The following is a 16,442-nucleotide window of genomic DNA, read 5'->3' on the forward strand; positions in this document are numbered from 1 at the left end:
ACATCCAAGAGCGCCATTTGTTTGCTAGGTTTCGGCAAAAACCTACCTAGGGATGGTGCTCCGATGAAACCGAATTACTGCCGTGTCACGCTCTTGATGTGCTCGCTTGTGCTGGCGACAGCGTCATTCGCGCAACCATTAGAAACTGCCCCAGCCTCTGTAATTACTGCCGAAGCCGCCAGAGCAATGGCTGCCGCCGCCGAGCGTGCAGCCCGCGCTCAGGGTTATGCCATCGTCATCAGCATTGTCGACAATCATGGCAACCTCAAACATTTCCACCGCATGGATGGCACCAGCAGCGGCAGTATTAAAGTCGCACAGCTCAAAGCCTCCACCTCCGCCCGCTTTCCGCTTTCGTCCAGCGCCCTGGCAGAACGCAGCGCAGCCCTACCTGCGAACCCCTATGGGTCACTGCCAGGCTTTACCTTGCTGGGCGGAGGGCTGCCGATCATGGATGCGCACGGTCAACATATCGGTGGGATCGGCATCAGCGGGGCTACGCCCGAACTGGATTCGCAGTTTGCACAGGCGGCGTTGGATGGCGGTGCTTGAGCATTCCGCAAAAGAAGTGTTATTGGATGGATATATTGAAGTTATCGCCTTCCAGATAACGCAACTGGACTTTGCCACTAACATCTTCTCCATCCCCAGTGATGAGCTTGTAGCGTGACAACATGAACACTTCACGGGTGACGGCCCTTTTCGCATAAATGTGAGTTCCCGAGGCAACAAGAATTCCACCCACACTGAATATCGGACCAGGATACATTTGTATGTATTGGATGAAGGTCGGACCCGTAAGCCTGCTATAGGTAATCGTCTCAGGACCGAAGACCACTGTGGCCAAGCCTAATAGAGCAATCATGGCACCTATTGCCATCACAAGACCTCCGAAGAATCCGGCACCTTCATCGCAACTTTCGAGATAAGCGGCATAGTCTCGGCTGAAGCCAGGGATTTCATAGTCTTGAGCCGAAGCGTTTAATTTTATTTCCTTTTGTACAAGTTCCTCACTGCCTGCTTGCATAACCCACTCCTTTTTTAGAATGGAGATTCTAAGCAGTTACGGCAGCAGATAGTTGATATCAGGCGAACTTCAGAAATCCCCTACAACCAAGAGGAAAATTTCATTGGAATAGTTATAGGGCTAATCTGGAACCCCACTTCGTTTTCTTGCTTCAGGCAAAAAAAACCCGGAGCTAATGCTCCGGGTTTCTGTATGGCGCGATGCCTGACGTTTGAATCAGAACGGAATATCGTCATCAAAGCTATCAAAGTCAGCCGCCGGCTGCGGTGCAGGCTGCTGCGGCGCCGGACGCTGTTGCTGCTGCGGGCGCGGGGCCTGCTGACGTTGCTGTGGCGCCTGGTTGTACTGTTGCTGCTGGCCACCCTGGTTGTAGTTGTTACCACCACCCTGGTTGTACTGGTCGCCGCCACCCTGCTGGTTCTGCGGACGGCCGCCGAGCAGCTGCATGGTGCCCTGCATGTCGACGATGATTTCAGTGGTGTAACGCTTGATGCCGTCTTTTTCCCACTCGCGGGTCTGCAGCTTGCCTTCGATGTACACCTGCGAACCCTTGCGCAGGTACTCGCCGGCGATTTCGGCAACCTTGCCGAACATCGACACACGGTGCCACTCGGTACGCTCGACCTTCTGGCCCGACTGCTTGTCGGTCCACTGCTCGCTGGTAGCCAGGCTCAGGTTGGTCACGGCGTTACCGTTGGGCAGGTAGCGGACTTCGGGATCCTGGCCACAGGTACCGACCAGAATGACTTTGTTAACCCCACGGGCCATAACGTTCTCCTAGGCTTCGCACGCCGAAGAGGCTGGGTTCACCAGACGCTCGAGGGTCGCACGGTCCAAAATTTTCGTATCCAGTTTGATATAGATGGCAGCTTCTTCTGCTACCACAACGGCGTCGGTCACACCCGGCACGGCCATCAGGCGTTCGGTCAGGCCGGCTTCCCGGACTGCCTCAGGCGTCAACGGCATACGCAGGCTGGTCACATAGGGCGGCTCGTTCATGCGCAAGGCGACAACCAGCCATATGGCACACAACACCGCACAACCGAGGAACACCGTGTTCAGCCCACCGTGCTGGAACAACCAGCCGCCGAGGATTCCTCCCAGCGCAGCGCCAAGGAACTGGCTGGTGGAGTAGACCCCCATCGCCGTTCCTTTGCCACCCGCAGGCGACACCTTGCTCACCAGCGAAGGCAGCGACGCCTCCAGCAGGTTGAATGCGGTAAAGAATACCACGGTGCCAATCACCAGTCCGTGTAAACCGTCAGCCCACTCCCAGAAGAATATCTCCGTCAGCAGCAGGACACTGACCGCGCCGGCCAGCACGCGTTTCATCTTGCGCTTCTTTTCGCCGTAGATGATGAACGGGACCATTGCAAAAAATGAGATGAACAGCGCGGTCAGGTATACCCACCAGTGTTCTTCCTTGGGCAACCCACCGCGCTCGACCAGGGCCAGGGGCAGTGCGACGAAGCTGGCCATGAGGATGGCGTGGAGCACGAAAATACCGATGTCCAGGCGCAGAAGGTCCGGATGACGCAGGGTCGGGCCCAATGCCTTGCGCGCCACACCTGACTCGCGGTGCTGCAGGGTGCTGTGGGCACTAGGTACGACGAAGGCGATCAGCAGGATGCCGACCAAGGCAAGTCCTGCCGTGGCAAGGAACAATCCTGACAAGCCGAAGGCACTGGTGAGAAGCGGGCCGACAACCATCGCCACGGCGAACGACAGGCCGATGCTCATGCCGATCATGGCCATTGCCTTGGTCCGGTGCTGTTCACGGGTAAGGTCGGAGAGCAGCGCCATGACTGCGGCCGAAATCGCCCCGGCGCCTTGCAGGATGCGACCAGCAATCACACCCCAGATGGAATCGGCCTGGGCCGCCAGCACGCTGCCCAGGGCGAAGATCACCAGCCCCAGGTAAATCACCGGGCGGCGGCCGATGCGGTCGGAAATCATCCCGAACGGGATCTGCAGGCACGCCTGGGTCAGGCCGTAGGCGCCAATGGCCAGGCCGATCAGTGCGGGCGTGGCACCGGCCAGGTCCATGCCGTAGGTGGCCAGCACCGGCAAGACCATGAACATGCCCAGCATACGAAAGGCAAAGACCAGGGCCAGGCCGCCAGCGGCGCGGGTTTCGCTGCCACTCATGCGCTCGTTGTGGGTGTCGTGCATGGATTAACCTCGTGTGAACCGGCGGCGATTCTATCAGTCCGACAGCTAGACGGCATCTACGCGACGCTTTGCCGCGTACTGGCAGCGCGCCGTATACTTCCTTGTTTATGCCCGCCGAGCGAGGCCGCAGTGGACAAGATCCTGATTCGTGGGGCACGTACCCACAACCTGAAGAACATCGACCTGACCTTGCCGCGGGACAAGCTGATCGTGATCACCGGCTTGTCCGGCTCCGGCAAGTCGTCCCTGGCGTTCGACACCTTGTACGCCGAAGGCCAGCGCCGCTATGTGGAATCGCTGTCGGCCTACGCCCGGCAGTTCCTGTCGATGATGGAAAAGCCCGACGTCGACACCATCGAAGGCCTGTCGCCGGCCATCTCCATCGAGCAGAAGTCGACCTCTCACAACCCGCGCTCCACCGTAGGCACCATCACCGAGATCTACGACTACCTGCGCCTGCTGTATGCGCGTGTCGGCACACCTCGCTGCCCGGATCACGACATTCCGCTGGAAGCGCAAACGATCAGCCAGATGGTCGACCTGGTGCTGGAGCGCCCGGAGGGCAGCAAGTTGATGCTGCTGGCTCCGGTTGTTCGCGAGCGCAAGGGCGAACACCTGGCGGTGTTCGATGAGCTGCGCGCCCAAGGTTTCGTCCGTGCGCGGGTCAACGGCAAGCTGTACGAGCTCGACGAACTGCCCAAGCTGGACAAGCAGAAAAAGCACAGCATCGATGTCGTGGTGGACCGTTTCAAGGTCCGCGCCGACCTGCAGCAACGTCTGGCCGAGTCGTTCGAGACCGCGCTCAAGCTGGCCGATGGCATAGCCCTGGTGGCGCCAATGGACGACGAGGAAGGCGAAGAAACGATCTTCTCCGCCCGCTTCGCCTGCCCGGTCTGTGGGCATGCGATCAGCGAGCTGGAGCCCAAGCTGTTCTCCTTCAACAACCCGGCCGGCGCTTGCCCGACCTGCGATGGCCTGGGAGTGAAGCAGTTCTTCGACACCAAACGCCTGGTCAACGTCGAGTTGACTCTGGCCGAGGGCGCGATCCGCGGCTGGGACCGGCGCAACGTCTACTACTTCCAGATGCTCGGTTCGCTGGCCGCGCATTACGGTTTCAGCCTGGAGGAACCGTTTGGCGAGCTGTCGGCCGAGCACCAGAAGGTGATCCTGCAGGGCAGCGGCAAGCAGAGCGTCGACTTCAAGTACCTCAACGACCGGGGCGACATCGTCAAGCGCTCGCACCCGTTCGAGGGCATCGTGCCGAATCTGGAGCGGCGTTATCGCGAGACCGAATCGGCCACCGTGCGTGAAGAGTTGGCCAAATTCCTCGGCACCCAGCCCTGCCCTGACTGCCGTGGCACCCGCCTGCGCCGCGAAGCGCGCCATGTGTGGGTTGGCGAAAAGACCCTGCCGGCGGTGACCAACCTGCCCATCGGCGAAGCCAGCAACTATTTCGGCGAGCTGACCCTGACCGGACGCCGGGGCGAGATCGCATCAAAGATCCTCAAGGAAATTTGCGAACGCCTGCAGTTTCTGGTCAACGTCGGCCTGGACTACCTCACGCTGGACCGTAGCGCCGATACCCTGTCGGGTGGCGAAGCCCAGCGAATCCGCCTCGCCAGCCAGATCGGCGCCGGCCTGGTGGGCGTGATGTATATCCTCGATGAACCGTCCATCGGCCTTCATCAACGCGACAACGACCGCTTGCTGGCCACTCTCAATCACCTGCGCGATCTCGGCAATACGGTGATCGTGGTCGAGCACGATGAAGACGCCATTCGCCTGGCCGACTACGTCGTCGATATCGGCCCGGGCGCCGGTGTGCATGGTGGCCAGATCGTCGCTGAAGGCACGCCGCAGGAAGTCATGGCGCATCCTGATTCGCTGACCGGTAAGTATCTGTCTGGTCGCAAGAAGATCGTCGTGCCTGCCAAGCGCACACCGCGCAACAAGAAGTTGTCGCTCAAGCTCAAAGGCGCACGCGGCAATAACCTGCAGAACGTCGACCTGGAAATCCCGATCGGTTTGCTGACGTGCGTAACTGGGGTTTCGGGCTCTGGCAAGTCGACGCTGATCAACAATACCCTTTACCCACTCGCCGCTACTGCGCTCAACGGCGCAAGCAGCCTTGAAGCGGCACCACACAGCAACATGGATGGGCTGCAGCACCTGGACAAGGTGGTGGATATCGACCAGAGCCCGATCGGCCGTACGCCACGCTCGAACCCGGCGACCTATACCGGCATCTTCACCCCGATTCGCGAGCTGTTCTCCGGCGTGCCGGAGTCGCGCTCACGCGGCTACGGCCCGGGGCGCTTCTCGTTCAACGTCAAGGGCGGCCGTTGCGAGGCTTGCCAGGGCGATGGCCTGATCAAGGTAGAGATGCACTTCCTGCCGGACATCTACGTGCCTTGCGATGTGTGCAAGAGCAAGCGCTACAATCGCGAAACCCTGGAGATCAAGTACAAGGGCAAGAACATCCACGAGGTGCTGGAAATGACCATCGAGGATGCCCGCGAGTTCTTCGACGCAGTGCCAGCGCTGGCGCGCAAGCTGCAAACGCTGATGGACGTCGGCCTGTCGTACATCAAGCTGGGGCAGTCGGCGACCACCCTATCCGGCGGCGAAGCGCAGCGGGTCAAGCTGTCCCGCGAACTGTCCAAGCGCGATACCGGCAAGACCCTGTACATCCTCGATGAGCCGACCACGGGCCTGCACTTTGCCGATATCCAGCAACTGCTCGATGTTCTGCATCGCCTGCGTGACCACGGCAACACTGTGGTGGTGATCGAGCACAACCTGGATGTGATCAAGACCGCTGACTGGCTGGTGGACCTGGGGCCGGAAGGTGGCTCCAAAGGCGGGCAGATCATCGCCAGCGGCACGCCCGAAGAACTCGCCAAGATGAAGCAGTCCTACACCGGACACTACCTCAAGCCACTACTGGAGCGTGACCGGGCCTGATTGGCCTGCACGTGAAAAAGCCCCTGGTACCGACGGTGCCAGGGGCTTTTTAACAACTGTGGATAACTTACATCTGCGACTGCAGGTAGTTTTCCAGGCCGATGGCCTTGATCAGGCCCTGCTGCTTCTCCAGCCAGTAGGTGTGATCTTCTTCGGTGTCGGCCAATTGCGCGCGCAGGATGTCGCGACTGATGTAGTCCTTGTGCAGCTCGCACAGCTCGATGCCTTTGCACAGCGCCGCACGAACCTTGTATTCGAGCTTGAGGTCGGCTTCGATCATTTCCGGCACGGTGCTGCCCACGTCCAGGTCATCCGCGCGCATGTCGGGGGTGCCTTCGAGCATGAGGATACGGCGCATCAGGGCATCGGCGTGCTGCGTCTCTTCTTCCATCTCGTGGTTGATACGTTCGTAGAGCTTGGACAGGCCCCAGTCTTCGTACATGCGCGAGTGGATGAAGTACTGGTCGCGTGCTGCCAGTTCGCCCTTCAGCAACGTGACGAGGTAGTTGATTACGTCCGGGTGACCTTGCATCGCCCTGCTTCTCCATGTGAATACGCCTAGTTGCACATAGTGTGAACCAGCTTTCGCTCGCGGTCACTGAAAAACGCGCAATCAGAAGCAAAAAATCGGCTAAACAGTAGTGATATTCATTGAAAAACCGCCCAAATGAGGGCGGTTCTACTTATCATTTCGACTTAGGCGAGATTCACGCCCAACACCTTGGCGATACCTTCTGCATATGCCGGGTCTGCCTTGAAGAAATACTGCAACTGACGTTGCACCACATCTTCACTGACCCCGGACATGGCCCCTGCGATGTTGCTGATCAGCAATGCCTTCTGTTCATCGCTCATGAGTCGGAACAACGCACCGGCGTGGCTGTAGTAATCATTGTCTTCGCGGTGATCATAACGATCCGCTGAGCCATTGAGAGCCAGCGCAGGTTCGGCATGGCGTGGCGACTGTTTCGGGGCATCAACGTAGCTGTTGGGCTCATAGTTCGGCGCACTGCCATAACCGCCAACCGCCATCGAACCGTCACGCTGGTAGCTGTTCACCGCGCAGCGGGGTGCATTGACCGGCAAGTGCTGGTGATTGGTACCAACGCGGTAGCGGTGCGCATCGGCGTAAGCGAACACGCGGCCTTGCAGCATGCGGTCCGGCGACAGGCCTACACCTGGAACCATATTGCTTGGGCCGAAAGCGGCTTGCTCGACCTCCGCAAAGTAGTTGAGCGGGTTGCGATTGAGTTCGAGTACGCCCACCTCGATCAGCGGATAGTCTTTCTGCGACCAGGTCTTGGTCACATCGAACGGGTTCTCGTCGCGACTGGCCGCCTCGGCTTCACTCATCACCTGAATGCAAACGGTCCAACGTGGGTAGTCGCCACGCTCGATGGCTTCGAACAGGTCCCGCTGGGCGTAGTCCGGGTCTGTGCCGGCCAGGCGCGCGGCGTCTGCAGGTGCCAGGTTCTTGATACCTTGCTGGGTCTTGAAGTGCCATTTGACCCAGGTGCGCTCACCTGCAGCACTGATCAGGCTGTACGTGTGGCTGCCAAAGCCGTGCATGTGGCGGTAGCCATCCGGAATACCGCGGTCGGAAAACAGGATCGTGACCTGGTGCAACGCCTCGGGCGAGTGCGACCAGAAGTCCCACATCATCTGGGCATTTTTCAGGTTGGATTGCGGGTGGCGCTTCTGGGTGTGGATAAAGTCGGGGAATTTGAGCGGGTCACGGATGAAGAACACCGGGGTGTTGTTGCCGACAATGTCCCAGTTGCCTTCCTCGGTGTAGAACTTGACCGCAAAACCGCGAGGATCGCGCTCGGTATCGGCGGAGCCACGCTCACCACCCACGGTGGAAAAGCGCAGGAAGGTCTCGGTCTGTTTGCCGACCTGCTCGAACAGCTTGGCGCTGGTGTAATTGCTGATGTCGCGGGTTACGGTGAAAGTGCCGTATGCGCCCGAACCTTTGGCGTGTACTCGGCGCTCGGGGATGTTCTCGCGGTTGAAGTGGGCGAGCTTCTCGATCAGGTGGAAGTCGTCGAGCAGCAGCGGGCCACGCGGGCCGGCAGAGCGGGAATTCTGGTTGTCAGCTACGGGGGCACCGCTGGCGGTGGTGAGAATCTTGCTCATGGGCTCTCCTTATCGGTCTTGAACTGCCGGCTAATCGGCTTGGATAGGAGTATTGATGAGCGGTCGTTTCAGAACAAATTAATTACATGACTTGTATCAATAGAAAGAAACAATACCTGCAGAAACAAAAAACCGGGCACTAGGCCCGGTTTCTTGTAGCAGACAGAACGTCTTACTCGGCGGCTTCTACAGCACCACCGACCGGACGATCAACCAGCTCGACGTACGCCATAGGCGCGTTGTCGCCAGCGCGGAAACCGCACTTCAGGATGCGCAGGTAGCCGCCCTGACGGGTGGCGTAACGCTTGCCCAGGTCGTTGAACAGTTTGCCAACAGCAGCTTTCGAACGGGTACGGTCGAAAGCCAGACGGCGGTTAGCAACGCTGTCTTCCTTGGCCAGGGTGATCAGCGGCTCGGCAACGCGGCGCAGTTCCTTGGCTTTTGGCAGGGTGGTTTTGATCAGCTCGTGCTCGATCAGCGACACCGCCATGTTCTGGAACATAGCTTTGCGGTGAGAGCTGGTACGGCTCAGGTGACGTCCACTTTTACGATGACGCATGATTCATTCCTTACCAAACACTACGTTCGGTGATTACGACGATCAGGCGGTCGCCTTGTCGTCTTTCTTAAGACTTGCAGGCGGCCAGTTGTCGAGGCGCATGCCGAGAGACAGACCACGAGAGGCCAGGACGTCCTTGATTTCAGTCAGGGACTTCTTGCCCAGGTTAGGAGTCTTCAACAGCTCTACTTCGGTACGCTGAATCAGGTCGCCGATGTAGTAGATGTTCTCCGCCTTGAGGCAGTTGGCCGAACGTACAGTCAGTTCCAGGTCGTCAACCGGACGCAGCAGGATCGGATCGATCTCGTCTTCCTGCTCGACTACGACAGGCTCGCTGTCACCTTTGAGGTCGACGAACGCGGCCAGCTGCTGTTGCAGGATGGTCGCAGCGCGGCGGATAGCCTCTTCAGGATCCAGGGTGCCGTTGGTTTCCAGATCAATGACCAGCTTGTCCAGGTTGGTACGCTGTTCAACACGGGCGTTTTCGACCACATAGGCGATACGACGCACCGGGCTGAAAGTAGCGTCCAACTGCAGACGGCCAATGCTACGGCTTTCGTCTTCGTCGGTCTGACGGGAGTCGGCCGGCTCGTAACCGCGACCACGAGCTACAGTGAGCTTCATGTTCAGGGCGCCGTTCGACGCCAGGTTCGCGATTACGTGATCGGGGTTGACGATCTCGACATCGTGATCCAGCTGAATATCGGCAGCGGTAACCACCCCCGAACCCTTTTTCGACAAGGTCAGCGTAACTTCGTCACGACCGTGCAGTTTGATAGCCAGGCCTTTCAGGTTCAACAGGATTTCAATGACGTCTTCCTGTACACCTTCGATCGCGGAGTACTCATGGAGTACGCCATCGATCTCGGCCTCGACTACTGCACAGCCAGGCATGGAGGACAACAGGATGCGGCGCAGCGCGTTGCCCAGGGTATGGCCGAAGCCACGCTCGAGAGGCTCGAGCGTGATCTTGGCGCGGGTCGGACTGACTACCTGCACATCAATGTGGCGGGGAGTCAGGAACTCATTTACCGAAATCTGCATGGATGCACCTATTTTCTAGCCCTTACTTGGAGTAGAGCTCGACAATCAGGTTCTCGTTGATGTCGGCAGACAGGTCGCTGCGAGCAGGAACGTTCTTGAAAACGCCCGACTTTTTAGCAGCATCCACATCAACCCACTCAACGCGGCCACGCTGGGCGCACAGTTCAAGGGCTTGAACAATGCGCAGCTGGCTCAGCGACTTCTCGCGAACCGCGACCACGTCACCCGGACGAACTTGGTAGGATGGAATGTTTACAGTCTTACCGTTGACGCTGATCGCTTTGTGCGAAACCAGCTGACGGGACTCGGAACGAGTCGAGCCGAAGCCCATACGGTAAACGACGTTATCCAGACGGCACTCGAGCAGTTGCAGCAGGTTCTCACCGGTTGCGCCTTTTTTCGAGGCTGCAGCTTGGTAGTAACCGCGGAACTGACGCTCCAGAACACCGTAGATACGACGGACTTTTTGTTTCTCGCGCAGCTGGGTACCGTAGTCGGACTGACGGCCACGGCGCTGGCCGTGGATACCTGGGGCTGCTTCGATGTTGCACTTCGATTCCAGAGCGCGAACGCCGCTCTTCAGGAACAGGTCAGTGCCTTCACGACGAGACAGTTTGCATTTTGGACCAATGTAACGTGCCATTCTTCTGTCTCCTGATTACACGCGGCGCTTCTTCGGCGGACGGCACCCGTTGTGCGGGATTGGCGTCACGTCGGTGATGCTGGCGATCTTGTAGCCGCAGCTGTTCAATGCACGAACGGCGGACTCACGACCTGGACCTGGACCCTTGACGTTAACGTCGAGGTTTTTCAGACCGTATTCCAGCGCAGCTTGACCAGCACGCTCAGCAGCGATCTGAGCTGCGAACGGGGTGGATTTGCGCGAACCACGGAAACCCGAACCACCGGAGGTCGCCCAGGACAAAGCATTGCCCTGACGGTCGGTGATGGTCACGATGGTGTTGTTGAAAGACGCATGGATGTGGGCGATGCCATCAACCACTGTCTTTTTGACTTTCTTACGAGGACGAGCAGCAGGTTTTGCCATGTCTATATTCCTGGGCGGTTACTTGCGGATCGGCTTACGCGGGCCCTTACGGGTGCGTGCGTTGGTCTTGGTGCGCTGACCGCGAACCGGCAGACCTTTACGATGACGCAGGCCGCGGTAGCAACCCAGGTCCATCAAGCGTTTGATCTTCATGTTGATGTCACGACGCAGGTCACCTTCGGTGGTGAACTTCGCGACTTCGCCACGCAGGGTTTCGATTTGCTCGTCGCTCAGATCCTTGATCTTAGCGGCTGGATTTACGCCAGCGTCTGCACAGATCTTCTGCGCAGTTGTGCGACCGACACCATAGATGTAGGTCAGCGAGATAACAGTATGCTTGTTATCTGGAATGTTGACGCCTGCAATACGGGCCATTCAGTGGGACTCCAATTGACAGCTACCTACGCCCCGGAAGCCAAGAAATAGGGCGCGAGATAATATCGCTGTATAAACGATTAATCAACCCAGCAGCACACTAGCTGCTGGGTTTGAAGCGCAGATCACACTCAGCCTTGGCGCTGTTTGTGACGCGGTTCCGCGCTGCAGATCACTCGTACGACGCCTTCGCGACGGATGATCTTGCAGTTACGGCACAGCTTTTTCACCGATGCACGAACTTTCATTACCGACTCCTCGAACCTTAGGGGCGTATCAGCGCAGCAAACCGCTGCCACCGTAGCCTTTCAGGTTGGCTTTCTTCATCAGGGATTCGTACTGGTGCGAAACGAGGTGCGATTGTACTTGGGACATGAAGTCCATCACAACCACTACCACAATCAGCAACGAGGTCCCGCCAAGGTAGAACGGCACATTTGCTGCCACCACCAGGAACTGGGGCAGAAGGCAGACGGCCATCATGTATAGAGCACCGAACATGGTCAAACGGGTCAGAACGCCATCAATGTAGCGCGCCGACTGCTCACCAGGACGGATACCCGGAATAAAGGCACCGGACTTCTTCAGGTTTTCCGCTACGTCTTTCGGGTTGAACATCAACGCTGTGTAGAAGAAGCAGAAGAAAATGATCCCTGCACTAAACAGCAGAATGTTCAACGGCTGACCAGGAGCGATCGACTGCGAGATGTCCTGCAGCCAGCCCATACCTTCGGACTGACCGAACCAGGCACCCAGCGAAGCCGGGAACAGCAGAATGCTGCTCGCGAAAATGGCCGGGATAACCCCCGCCATGTTCACCTTCAGCGGCAAGTGGCTGGTCTGCGCAGCGAAGACCTTGCGGCCTTGCTGACGCTTGGCGTAGTGAACGGCGATACGACGCTGACCACGCTCAATGAACACCACGAAACCGATGATCGCTACTGCCAGCAAACCGATTGCGACCAGGGCGAAAATGTTGATATCGCCTGTACGCGCAGACTCGAAAGACTGCCCGATTGCTCTCGGAAGACCGGCAACGATACCTGCGAAGATCAACATCGAGATACCGTTGCCCACACCGCGCTCGGTGATCTGCTCGCCCAGCCACATCATGAACATCGCGCCTGCCACGAAGGTGGAGACGGCGACCACATGGAAGCCCAGACCTGCAGAAAACGCCACGCCCTGGTTGGCCAGGCCAATGGACATGCCAATGGCTTGGACCAGCGCCAGGATAACGGTGCCGTAGCGGGTGTACTGGCTGATCTTGCGACGGCCAGCTTCACCTTCCTTCTTCAACTGCTCCAGTTGCGGGCTGACCGCGGTCATCAGCTGCATGATGATCGATGCCGAAATGTACGGCATGATCCCCAGTGCAAAGATGCTCATGCGTTCGAGCGCGCCACCGGAAAACATGTTGAACAAGCTAAGAATGGTCCCCTCATTCTGCCGAAACAGATCCGCCAGACGGTCCGGATTGATGCCTGGAACCGGGATATGCGCACCTATCCGATAGACGATGATCGCCATGAACAGAAAGCGCAGACGAGCCCAGAGTTCCGACATCCCGCCCTTACCGAGCGAAGAGAGAGCACCTTGCTTAGCCATTTATTCCTCGAATTTGCCGCCAGCTGCTTCGATAGCCGCACGCGCACCCTTGGTGGCTGCGATGCCCTTGATGGTGACTGCGCGAGTAACTTCGCCAGACAGCATGATTTTCACACGCTGAATGTGCTGGTTGATCACGTTGGCATCCTTCAGGGACTGCACGGAGATCACGTCGCCTTCCACTTTGGCCAGCTCGGACAGACGCACTTCTGCGCGATCCATGGCTTTCAGGGAAACGAAGCCGAACTTCGGCAGGCGACGGTGCAGCGGCTGTTGACCGCCTTCGAAGCCCGGAGCGATCGAACCACCCGAACGGGAAGTCTGACCTTTGTGGCCACGGCCGCCGGTCTTACCCAGACCGCTACCGATACCACGACCCGGACGATGCTTTTCGCGACGGGAACCCGGCGCTGGACTCAGATCATTGAGTTTCATCGATTAACCCTCGACGCGCAGCATGTAGTAAGCCTTGTTGATCATCCCGCGATTCTCGGGAGTATCCTGGACTTCTACGGTGTGACCGATGCGACGCAGACCCAGACCCTTAACGCACAGTTTGTGGTTAGGGATACGGCCCGAGACGCTCTTGATCAGCGTTACTTTTACGGTAGCCATGATCAGAAGATCTCCTCAACGCTCTTGCCGCGCTTGGCAGCAATGGACTCAGGAGATTGCATGGCTTTCAGACCCTTGAAGGTGGCGTAAACCACGTTCACTGGGTTGGTCGAACCGTAGCACTTGGCCAGGACGTTCTGAACACCAGCAACTTCCAGGACAGCACGCATGGCGCCGCCGGCGATGATACCGGTACCTTCCGAGGCAGGCTGCATGTAAACCTTCGAGGCGCCGTGGGCGGCCTTGGTGGCGTACTGCAGGGTGGTGCCCTTCAGGTCAACCTGGATCATGTTGCGACGAGCAGCTTCCATGGCTTTCTGGATCGCGGCAGGTACTTCGCGCGATTTGCCACGGCCGAAGCCAACGCGACCTTTGCCATCACCTACCACGGTCAGCGCGGTGAAGGTGAAGATACGGCCGCCTTTGACGGTTTTAGCTACGCGGTTAACTTGAACCAGCTTCTCGATGTAGCCTTCGTCGCGCTTTTGATCGTTATTTGCCATAACTTAGAACTCCAGCCCGCCTTCACGAGCAGCATCAGCCAGCGCTTTGACGCGGCCATGGTACTTGAAGCCGGAACGGTCAAAGGCAACTTGAGATACACCGGCGGCTTTCGCACGCTCAGCTACCAGCTTGCCAACCTTAGTGGCCGCGTCGATGTTGCCGGTGGCGCCATCACGCAGGTCTTTGTCCAAGGTCGAGGCGCTTGCCAAAACCTTGCTGCCGTCGGCCGAAATGACCTGGGCGTAGATGTGCTGCGAGGAGCGGAACACGCACAGGCGCACGACTTCGAGTTCGTGCATCTTGAGACGTGCTTTGCGAGCGCGACGCAGTCGAGTAACTTTTTTGTCGGTCATTTGCTAGGCCCTACTTCTTCTTGGCTTCTTTACGACGGACTACTTCGTCCGCGTAACGCACACCTTTACCTTTGTAAGGCTCTGGCGGACGGAAGTCGCGGATTTCAGCGGCCACCTGACCTACCAGCTGCTTGTCGATACCCTTGATCAGGATGTCGGTTTGGCTGGGAGTTTCAGCAGTGATGCCGGCTGGCAGTTCGTAGTCCACTGGATGCGAGAAGCCCAGAGCCAGGTTCAGGACGGTGCCTTTGGCCTGTGCCTTGTAACCAACACCGACCAGCTGGAGCTTGCGCTCGAAGCCTTGGCTTACGCCTTGGACCATGTTGTTCACCAGAGCGCGGGTAGTACCGGCCATGGCGCGAGCTTGCTGATCACCGTTGCGGGCGACGAAACGCAGTTCGCCGGACTCTTCGGTAACTTCAACAGACGAGTGAACGTTCAGTTCGAGAGTGCCCTTGGCACCCTTCACCGAAAGCTGCTGGCCGGCGAATTTGACTTCGACACCAGATGGCAGCTTAACGGGGTTCTTAGCGACGCGAGACATGCCTATCTCCCCTTAGAACACTGTGCACAGAACTTCGCCGCCGACACCGGCAGCGCGCGCAGCGCGGTCAGTCATCACACCTTTGTTGGTGGAGACGATAGACACGCCCAGGCCGCCACGAACTTTCGGCAGGTCTGTGACGGACTTGTACTGGCGCAGGCCAGGACGGCTGGAACGCTTCAGTTCCTCGATGACCGGACGGCCTTCGAAGTACTTGAGCTCGATCGACAGAGAAGGCTTGGCTTCACCAGTTACCTGGTAGCCAGCGATGTAACCTTCGTCTTTCAGAACTTTGGCAACCGCGACCTTCAGCGTGGAGGAAGGCATGCTTACGACGGACTTTTCAGCCATCTGGGCATTACGGATGCGAGTTAGCATGTCCGCTAACGGGTCCTGCATACTCATGGGCTAGATGCTCCTGATACAAGAATTATTAGCCTTGCGGCTATCACAACCACCCGAACGGGCAGGGTCAATGACCCAGGCTCGGGTGAGCCGGTCATTCTAGACACAAGGCAGAAACGAAACAAGCCCCATATAGGGGCTTGTTTGTGGGCGAGGTCACCGGCGGTCGGAAGATTACTCCCCTCCCACCGGGATCACACCTGCAGTGCTTACCAGGAGGCTTTGACCAGACCTGGTACATCACCGCGCATTGCCGCTTGACGCAGCATGTTACGGCCCAGGCCGAACTTACGGTATACACCGTGAGGACGACCGGTCAGGCGGCAACGGTTGCGCAGGCGCGCAGCGCTGGCGTCACGTGGCTGCTTCTGCAGAGCGACAACGGCAGCGAAACGCTCTTCAGGAGAGGCATTCACGTTGACGATGGTCGCTTTCAGCTCAGCACGCTTCTTGGCGAACTTGGCTACCGTGAGCTGACGCTTCAGCTCGCGGTTCTTCATGCTCTTCTTGGCCATTTTCCTACTCCAATCAGTTGCGGAACGGGAATTTGAATGCACGCAGCAGAGCGCGGCCTTCGTCATCCGAACGAGCAGTGGTGGTCAGGGTGATGTCCAAACCGCGCAGAGCATCGATCTTGTCGTAATCGATTTCCGGGAAGATGATCTGCTCTTTCACGCCCATGCTGTAGTTGCCACGGCCATCGAAGGACTTGGCATTCAGGCCGCGGAAGTCGCGAACCCGAGGCAGGGAGATCGCCAGCAGGCGGTCCAGGAACTCGTACATTTTTTCGCGACGCAGGGTCACCTTGACGCCGATCGGCCATCCTTCGCGGACTTTGAAGCCAGCGATGGATTTACGAGCGAAAGTCACGACCGGCTTTTGACCGGTGATCTTTTCCAGGTCGGCAACAGCGTGCTCGATGACTTTCTTGTCGCCGATCGCTTCGCCCAGACCCATGTTCAGGGTGATCTTGGTAACGCGCGGAACTTCCATCACGTTCGACAGCTTAAGTTCTTCCTTAAGCTTAGGAGCGATTTCGTTCCGGTAAATCTCTTTCAGTCGTGCCATGGTCTTCTACCTAGCAGTGT

22 protein-coding genes are annotated in these 16,442 nt (G+C 58.2%); 2 read left to right on the forward strand and 20 right to left on the reverse strand.

Features of this window, described 5'->3' with window-relative positions:
- Positions 1–63 precede the first annotated feature (63 nt).
- Positions 64–552, forward strand: coding sequence for a heme-binding protein (locus tag ACIPZF_RS11075; RefSeq protein ID WP_400798874.1), 489 nt, complete (start codon positions 64–66; stop codon positions 550–552).
- Between the two features lie 19 nt (positions 553–571).
- Here the strand turns inward: ACIPZF_RS11075 and ACIPZF_RS11080 are convergent, their stop codons facing one another.
- From ACIPZF_RS11080 to ACIPZF_RS11090, 3 genes are all read right to left on the reverse strand, one after another.
- Positions 572–1,027: a hypothetical protein gene (locus tag ACIPZF_RS11080; RefSeq protein ID WP_400798876.1), complete on the reverse strand. Its 456-nt coding sequence runs from the start codon at positions 1,025–1,027 to the stop codon at positions 572–574.
- A 216-nt stretch (positions 1,028–1,243) separates the two neighbouring features.
- The gene (locus ACIPZF_RS11085) at positions 1,244–1,795 is read right to left on the reverse strand and encodes a single-stranded DNA-binding protein (protein ID WP_400798879.1); all 552 of its coding nucleotides are present in this window, start codon (positions 1,793–1,795) and stop codon (positions 1,244–1,246) included.
- Positions 1,796–1,804: 9 nt separating this feature from the next.
- Entirely contained in the window at positions 1,805–3,199 is a 1,395-nt protein-coding gene (locus ACIPZF_RS11090; RefSeq protein WP_400798881.1) for an MFS transporter, read from the reverse strand.
- 129 nt (positions 3,200–3,328) lie between these two features.
- Here ACIPZF_RS11090 and uvrA point away from each other — a divergent pair, with 129 nt between their 5' ends.
- The gene (gene uvrA, locus ACIPZF_RS11095; protein WP_400798884.1) at positions 3,329–6,163 is read left to right on the forward strand and encodes an excinuclease ABC subunit UvrA; all 2,835 of its coding nucleotides are present in this window, start codon (positions 3,329–3,331) and stop codon (positions 6,161–6,163) included.
- Positions 6,164–6,230: 67 nt separating this feature from the next.
- On the opposite strand, the gene bfr is transcribed toward uvrA, so the two are convergent.
- The 17 genes from bfr to rplE form a co-directional block, all read right to left on the reverse strand.
- The gene (gene bfr, locus ACIPZF_RS11100; protein ID WP_336333597.1) at positions 6,231–6,695 is read right to left on the reverse strand and encodes a bacterioferritin; all 465 of its coding nucleotides are present in this window, start codon (positions 6,693–6,695) and stop codon (positions 6,231–6,233) included.
- Between the two features lie 164 nt (positions 6,696–6,859).
- Positions 6,860–8,299, reverse strand: a complete 1,440-nt coding sequence (locus tag ACIPZF_RS11105) for a catalase (RefSeq protein WP_400798887.1) — start codon at positions 8,297–8,299, stop codon at positions 6,860–6,862.
- A gap of 172 nt (positions 8,300–8,471) precedes the next feature.
- On the reverse strand, positions 8,472–8,858 hold the full coding sequence (gene rplQ, locus ACIPZF_RS11110; protein WP_043210290.1) for a 50S ribosomal protein L17: 387 nt from the start codon (positions 8,856–8,858) through the stop codon (positions 8,472–8,474).
- Between the two features lie 42 nt (positions 8,859–8,900).
- Positions 8,901–9,902: a DNA-directed RNA polymerase subunit alpha gene (locus ACIPZF_RS11115; RefSeq protein WP_400798891.1), complete on the reverse strand. Its 1,002-nt coding sequence runs from the start codon at positions 9,900–9,902 to the stop codon at positions 8,901–8,903.
- A gap of 22 nt (positions 9,903–9,924) precedes the next feature.
- Positions 9,925–10,545, reverse strand: a complete 621-nt coding sequence (gene rpsD / locus ACIPZF_RS11120) for a 30S ribosomal protein S4 (RefSeq protein ID WP_009681977.1) — start codon at positions 10,543–10,545, stop codon at positions 9,925–9,927.
- 15 nt (positions 10,546–10,560) lie between these two features.
- Complete coding sequence (rpsK, locus tag ACIPZF_RS11125; RefSeq protein WP_003255454.1) at positions 10,561–10,950, reverse strand: 30S ribosomal protein S11; 390 nt, start codon at positions 10,948–10,950, stop codon at positions 10,561–10,563.
- 18 nt (positions 10,951–10,968) lie between these two features.
- A complete protein-coding gene (gene rpsM / locus ACIPZF_RS11130) occupies positions 10,969–11,325 on the reverse strand; it encodes a 30S ribosomal protein S13 (RefSeq protein WP_003255457.1) in 357 nt (118 codons plus the stop codon).
- Between the two features lie 131 nt (positions 11,326–11,456).
- Positions 11,457–11,573, reverse strand: coding sequence for a 50S ribosomal protein L36 (gene rpmJ / locus ACIPZF_RS11135; RefSeq protein ID WP_002555468.1), 117 nt, complete (start codon positions 11,571–11,573; stop codon positions 11,457–11,459).
- Between the two features lie 28 nt (positions 11,574–11,601).
- Positions 11,602–12,933: a preprotein translocase subunit SecY gene (gene secY / locus ACIPZF_RS11140; protein ID WP_003255459.1), complete on the reverse strand. Its 1,332-nt coding sequence runs from the start codon at positions 12,931–12,933 to the stop codon at positions 11,602–11,604.
- Positions 12,934–13,368, reverse strand: a complete 435-nt coding sequence (rplO, locus tag ACIPZF_RS11145) for a 50S ribosomal protein L15 (RefSeq protein ID WP_003255461.1) — start codon at positions 13,366–13,368, stop codon at positions 12,934–12,936.
- A 3-nt stretch (positions 13,369–13,371) separates the two neighbouring features.
- A complete protein-coding gene (rpmD, locus tag ACIPZF_RS11150; RefSeq protein ID WP_008089798.1) occupies positions 13,372–13,548 on the reverse strand; it encodes a 50S ribosomal protein L30 in 177 nt (58 codons plus the stop codon).
- 2 nt (positions 13,549–13,550) lie between these two features.
- Positions 13,551–14,051: a 30S ribosomal protein S5 gene (gene rpsE, locus ACIPZF_RS11155; protein ID WP_003255465.1), complete on the reverse strand. Its 501-nt coding sequence runs from the start codon at positions 14,049–14,051 to the stop codon at positions 13,551–13,553.
- A gap of 3 nt (positions 14,052–14,054) precedes the next feature.
- Entirely contained in the window at positions 14,055–14,405 is a 351-nt protein-coding gene (gene rplR, locus ACIPZF_RS11160; RefSeq protein WP_008089801.1) for a 50S ribosomal protein L18, read from the reverse strand.
- A 10-nt stretch (positions 14,406–14,415) separates the two neighbouring features.
- Complete coding sequence (gene rplF, locus ACIPZF_RS11165; protein ID WP_003255469.1) at positions 14,416–14,949, reverse strand: 50S ribosomal protein L6; 534 nt, start codon at positions 14,947–14,949, stop codon at positions 14,416–14,418.
- A gap of 12 nt (positions 14,950–14,961) precedes the next feature.
- On the reverse strand, positions 14,962–15,354 hold the full coding sequence (gene rpsH / locus ACIPZF_RS11170; RefSeq protein ID WP_008089805.1) for a 30S ribosomal protein S8: 393 nt from the start codon (positions 15,352–15,354) through the stop codon (positions 14,962–14,964).
- Between the two features lie 209 nt (positions 15,355–15,563).
- A complete protein-coding gene (gene rpsN, locus ACIPZF_RS11175; protein WP_008089807.1) occupies positions 15,564–15,869 on the reverse strand; it encodes a 30S ribosomal protein S14 in 306 nt (101 codons plus the stop codon).
- A gap of 13 nt (positions 15,870–15,882) precedes the next feature.
- Positions 15,883–16,422, reverse strand: coding sequence for a 50S ribosomal protein L5 (gene rplE / locus ACIPZF_RS11180; protein WP_012316517.1), 540 nt, complete (start codon positions 16,420–16,422; stop codon positions 15,883–15,885).
- Between the last annotated feature and the right edge of the window lie 20 nt (positions 16,423–16,442).

This window comes from Pseudomonas sp. NPDC089752 (genome assembly GCF_044748725.1).
Taxonomy (GTDB): Bacteria; Pseudomonadota; Gammaproteobacteria; order Pseudomonadales; family Pseudomonadaceae; genus Aquipseudomonas.

What these genes read in the sequence shown, in the direction of transcription:
- ACIPZF_RS11075 (WP_400798874.1), top strand. Translation starts at nt 64, where the DNA reads ATGAAACCGAATTACTGCCGTGTCACGCTCTTGATGTGCTCGCTTGTG.
- ACIPZF_RS11080 (WP_400798876.1), bottom strand. Translation starts at nt 1,027, where the DNA reads ATGCAAGCAGGCAGTGAGGAACTTGTACAAAAGGAAATAAAATTAAAC.
- ACIPZF_RS11085 (WP_400798879.1), bottom strand. Translation starts at nt 1,795, where the DNA reads ATGGCCCGTGGGGTTAACAAAGTCATTCTGGTCGGTACCTGTGGCCAG.
- ACIPZF_RS11090 (WP_400798881.1), bottom strand. Translation starts at nt 3,199, where the DNA reads ATGCACGACACCCACAACGAGCGCATGAGTGGCAGCGAAACCCGCGCC.
- bfr (WP_336333597.1), bottom strand. Translation starts at nt 6,695, where the DNA reads ATGCAAGGTCACCCGGACGTAATCAACTACCTCGTCACGTTGCTGAAG.
- ACIPZF_RS11105 (WP_400798887.1), bottom strand. Translation starts at nt 8,299, where the DNA reads ATGAGCAAGATTCTCACCACCGCCAGCGGTGCCCCCGTAGCTGACAAC.
- rplQ (WP_043210290.1), bottom strand. Translation starts at nt 8,858, where the DNA reads ATGCGTCATCGTAAAAGTGGACGTCACCTGAGCCGTACCAGCTCTCAC.
- ACIPZF_RS11115 (WP_400798891.1), bottom strand. Translation starts at nt 9,902, where the DNA reads ATGCAGATTTCGGTAAATGAGTTCCTGACTCCCCGCCACATTGATGTG.
- rpsD (WP_009681977.1), bottom strand. Translation starts at nt 10,545, where the DNA reads ATGGCACGTTACATTGGTCCAAAATGCAAACTGTCTCGTCGTGAAGGC.
- rpsK (WP_003255454.1), bottom strand. Translation starts at nt 10,950, where the DNA reads ATGGCAAAACCTGCTGCTCGTCCTCGTAAGAAAGTCAAAAAGACAGTG.
- rpsM (WP_003255457.1), bottom strand. Translation starts at nt 11,325, where the DNA reads ATGGCCCGTATTGCAGGCGTCAACATTCCAGATAACAAGCATACTGTT.
- rpmJ (WP_002555468.1), bottom strand. Translation starts at nt 11,573, where the DNA reads ATGAAAGTTCGTGCATCGGTGAAAAAGCTGTGCCGTAACTGCAAGATC.
- secY (WP_003255459.1), bottom strand. Translation starts at nt 12,933, where the DNA reads ATGGCTAAGCAAGGTGCTCTCTCTTCGCTCGGTAAGGGCGGGATGTCG.
- rplO (WP_003255461.1), bottom strand. Translation starts at nt 13,368, where the DNA reads ATGAAACTCAATGATCTGAGTCCAGCGCCGGGTTCCCGTCGCGAAAAG.
- rpmD (WP_008089798.1), bottom strand. Translation starts at nt 13,548, where the DNA reads ATGGCTACCGTAAAAGTAACGCTGATCAAGAGCGTCTCGGGCCGTATC.
- rpsE (WP_003255465.1), bottom strand. Translation starts at nt 14,051, where the DNA reads ATGGCAAATAACGATCAAAAGCGCGACGAAGGCTACATCGAGAAGCTG.
- rplR (WP_008089801.1), bottom strand. Translation starts at nt 14,405, where the DNA reads ATGACCGACAAAAAAGTTACTCGACTGCGTCGCGCTCGCAAAGCACGT.
- rplF (WP_003255469.1), bottom strand. Translation starts at nt 14,949, where the DNA reads ATGTCTCGCGTCGCTAAGAACCCCGTTAAGCTGCCATCTGGTGTCGAA.
- rpsH (WP_008089805.1), bottom strand. Translation starts at nt 15,354, where the DNA reads ATGAGTATGCAGGACCCGTTAGCGGACATGCTAACTCGCATCCGTAAT.
- rpsN (WP_008089807.1), bottom strand. Translation starts at nt 15,869, where the DNA reads ATGGCCAAGAAGAGCATGAAGAACCGCGAGCTGAAGCGTCAGCTCACG.
- rplE (WP_012316517.1), bottom strand. Translation starts at nt 16,422, where the DNA reads ATGGCACGACTGAAAGAGATTTACCGGAACGAAATCGCTCCTAAGCTT.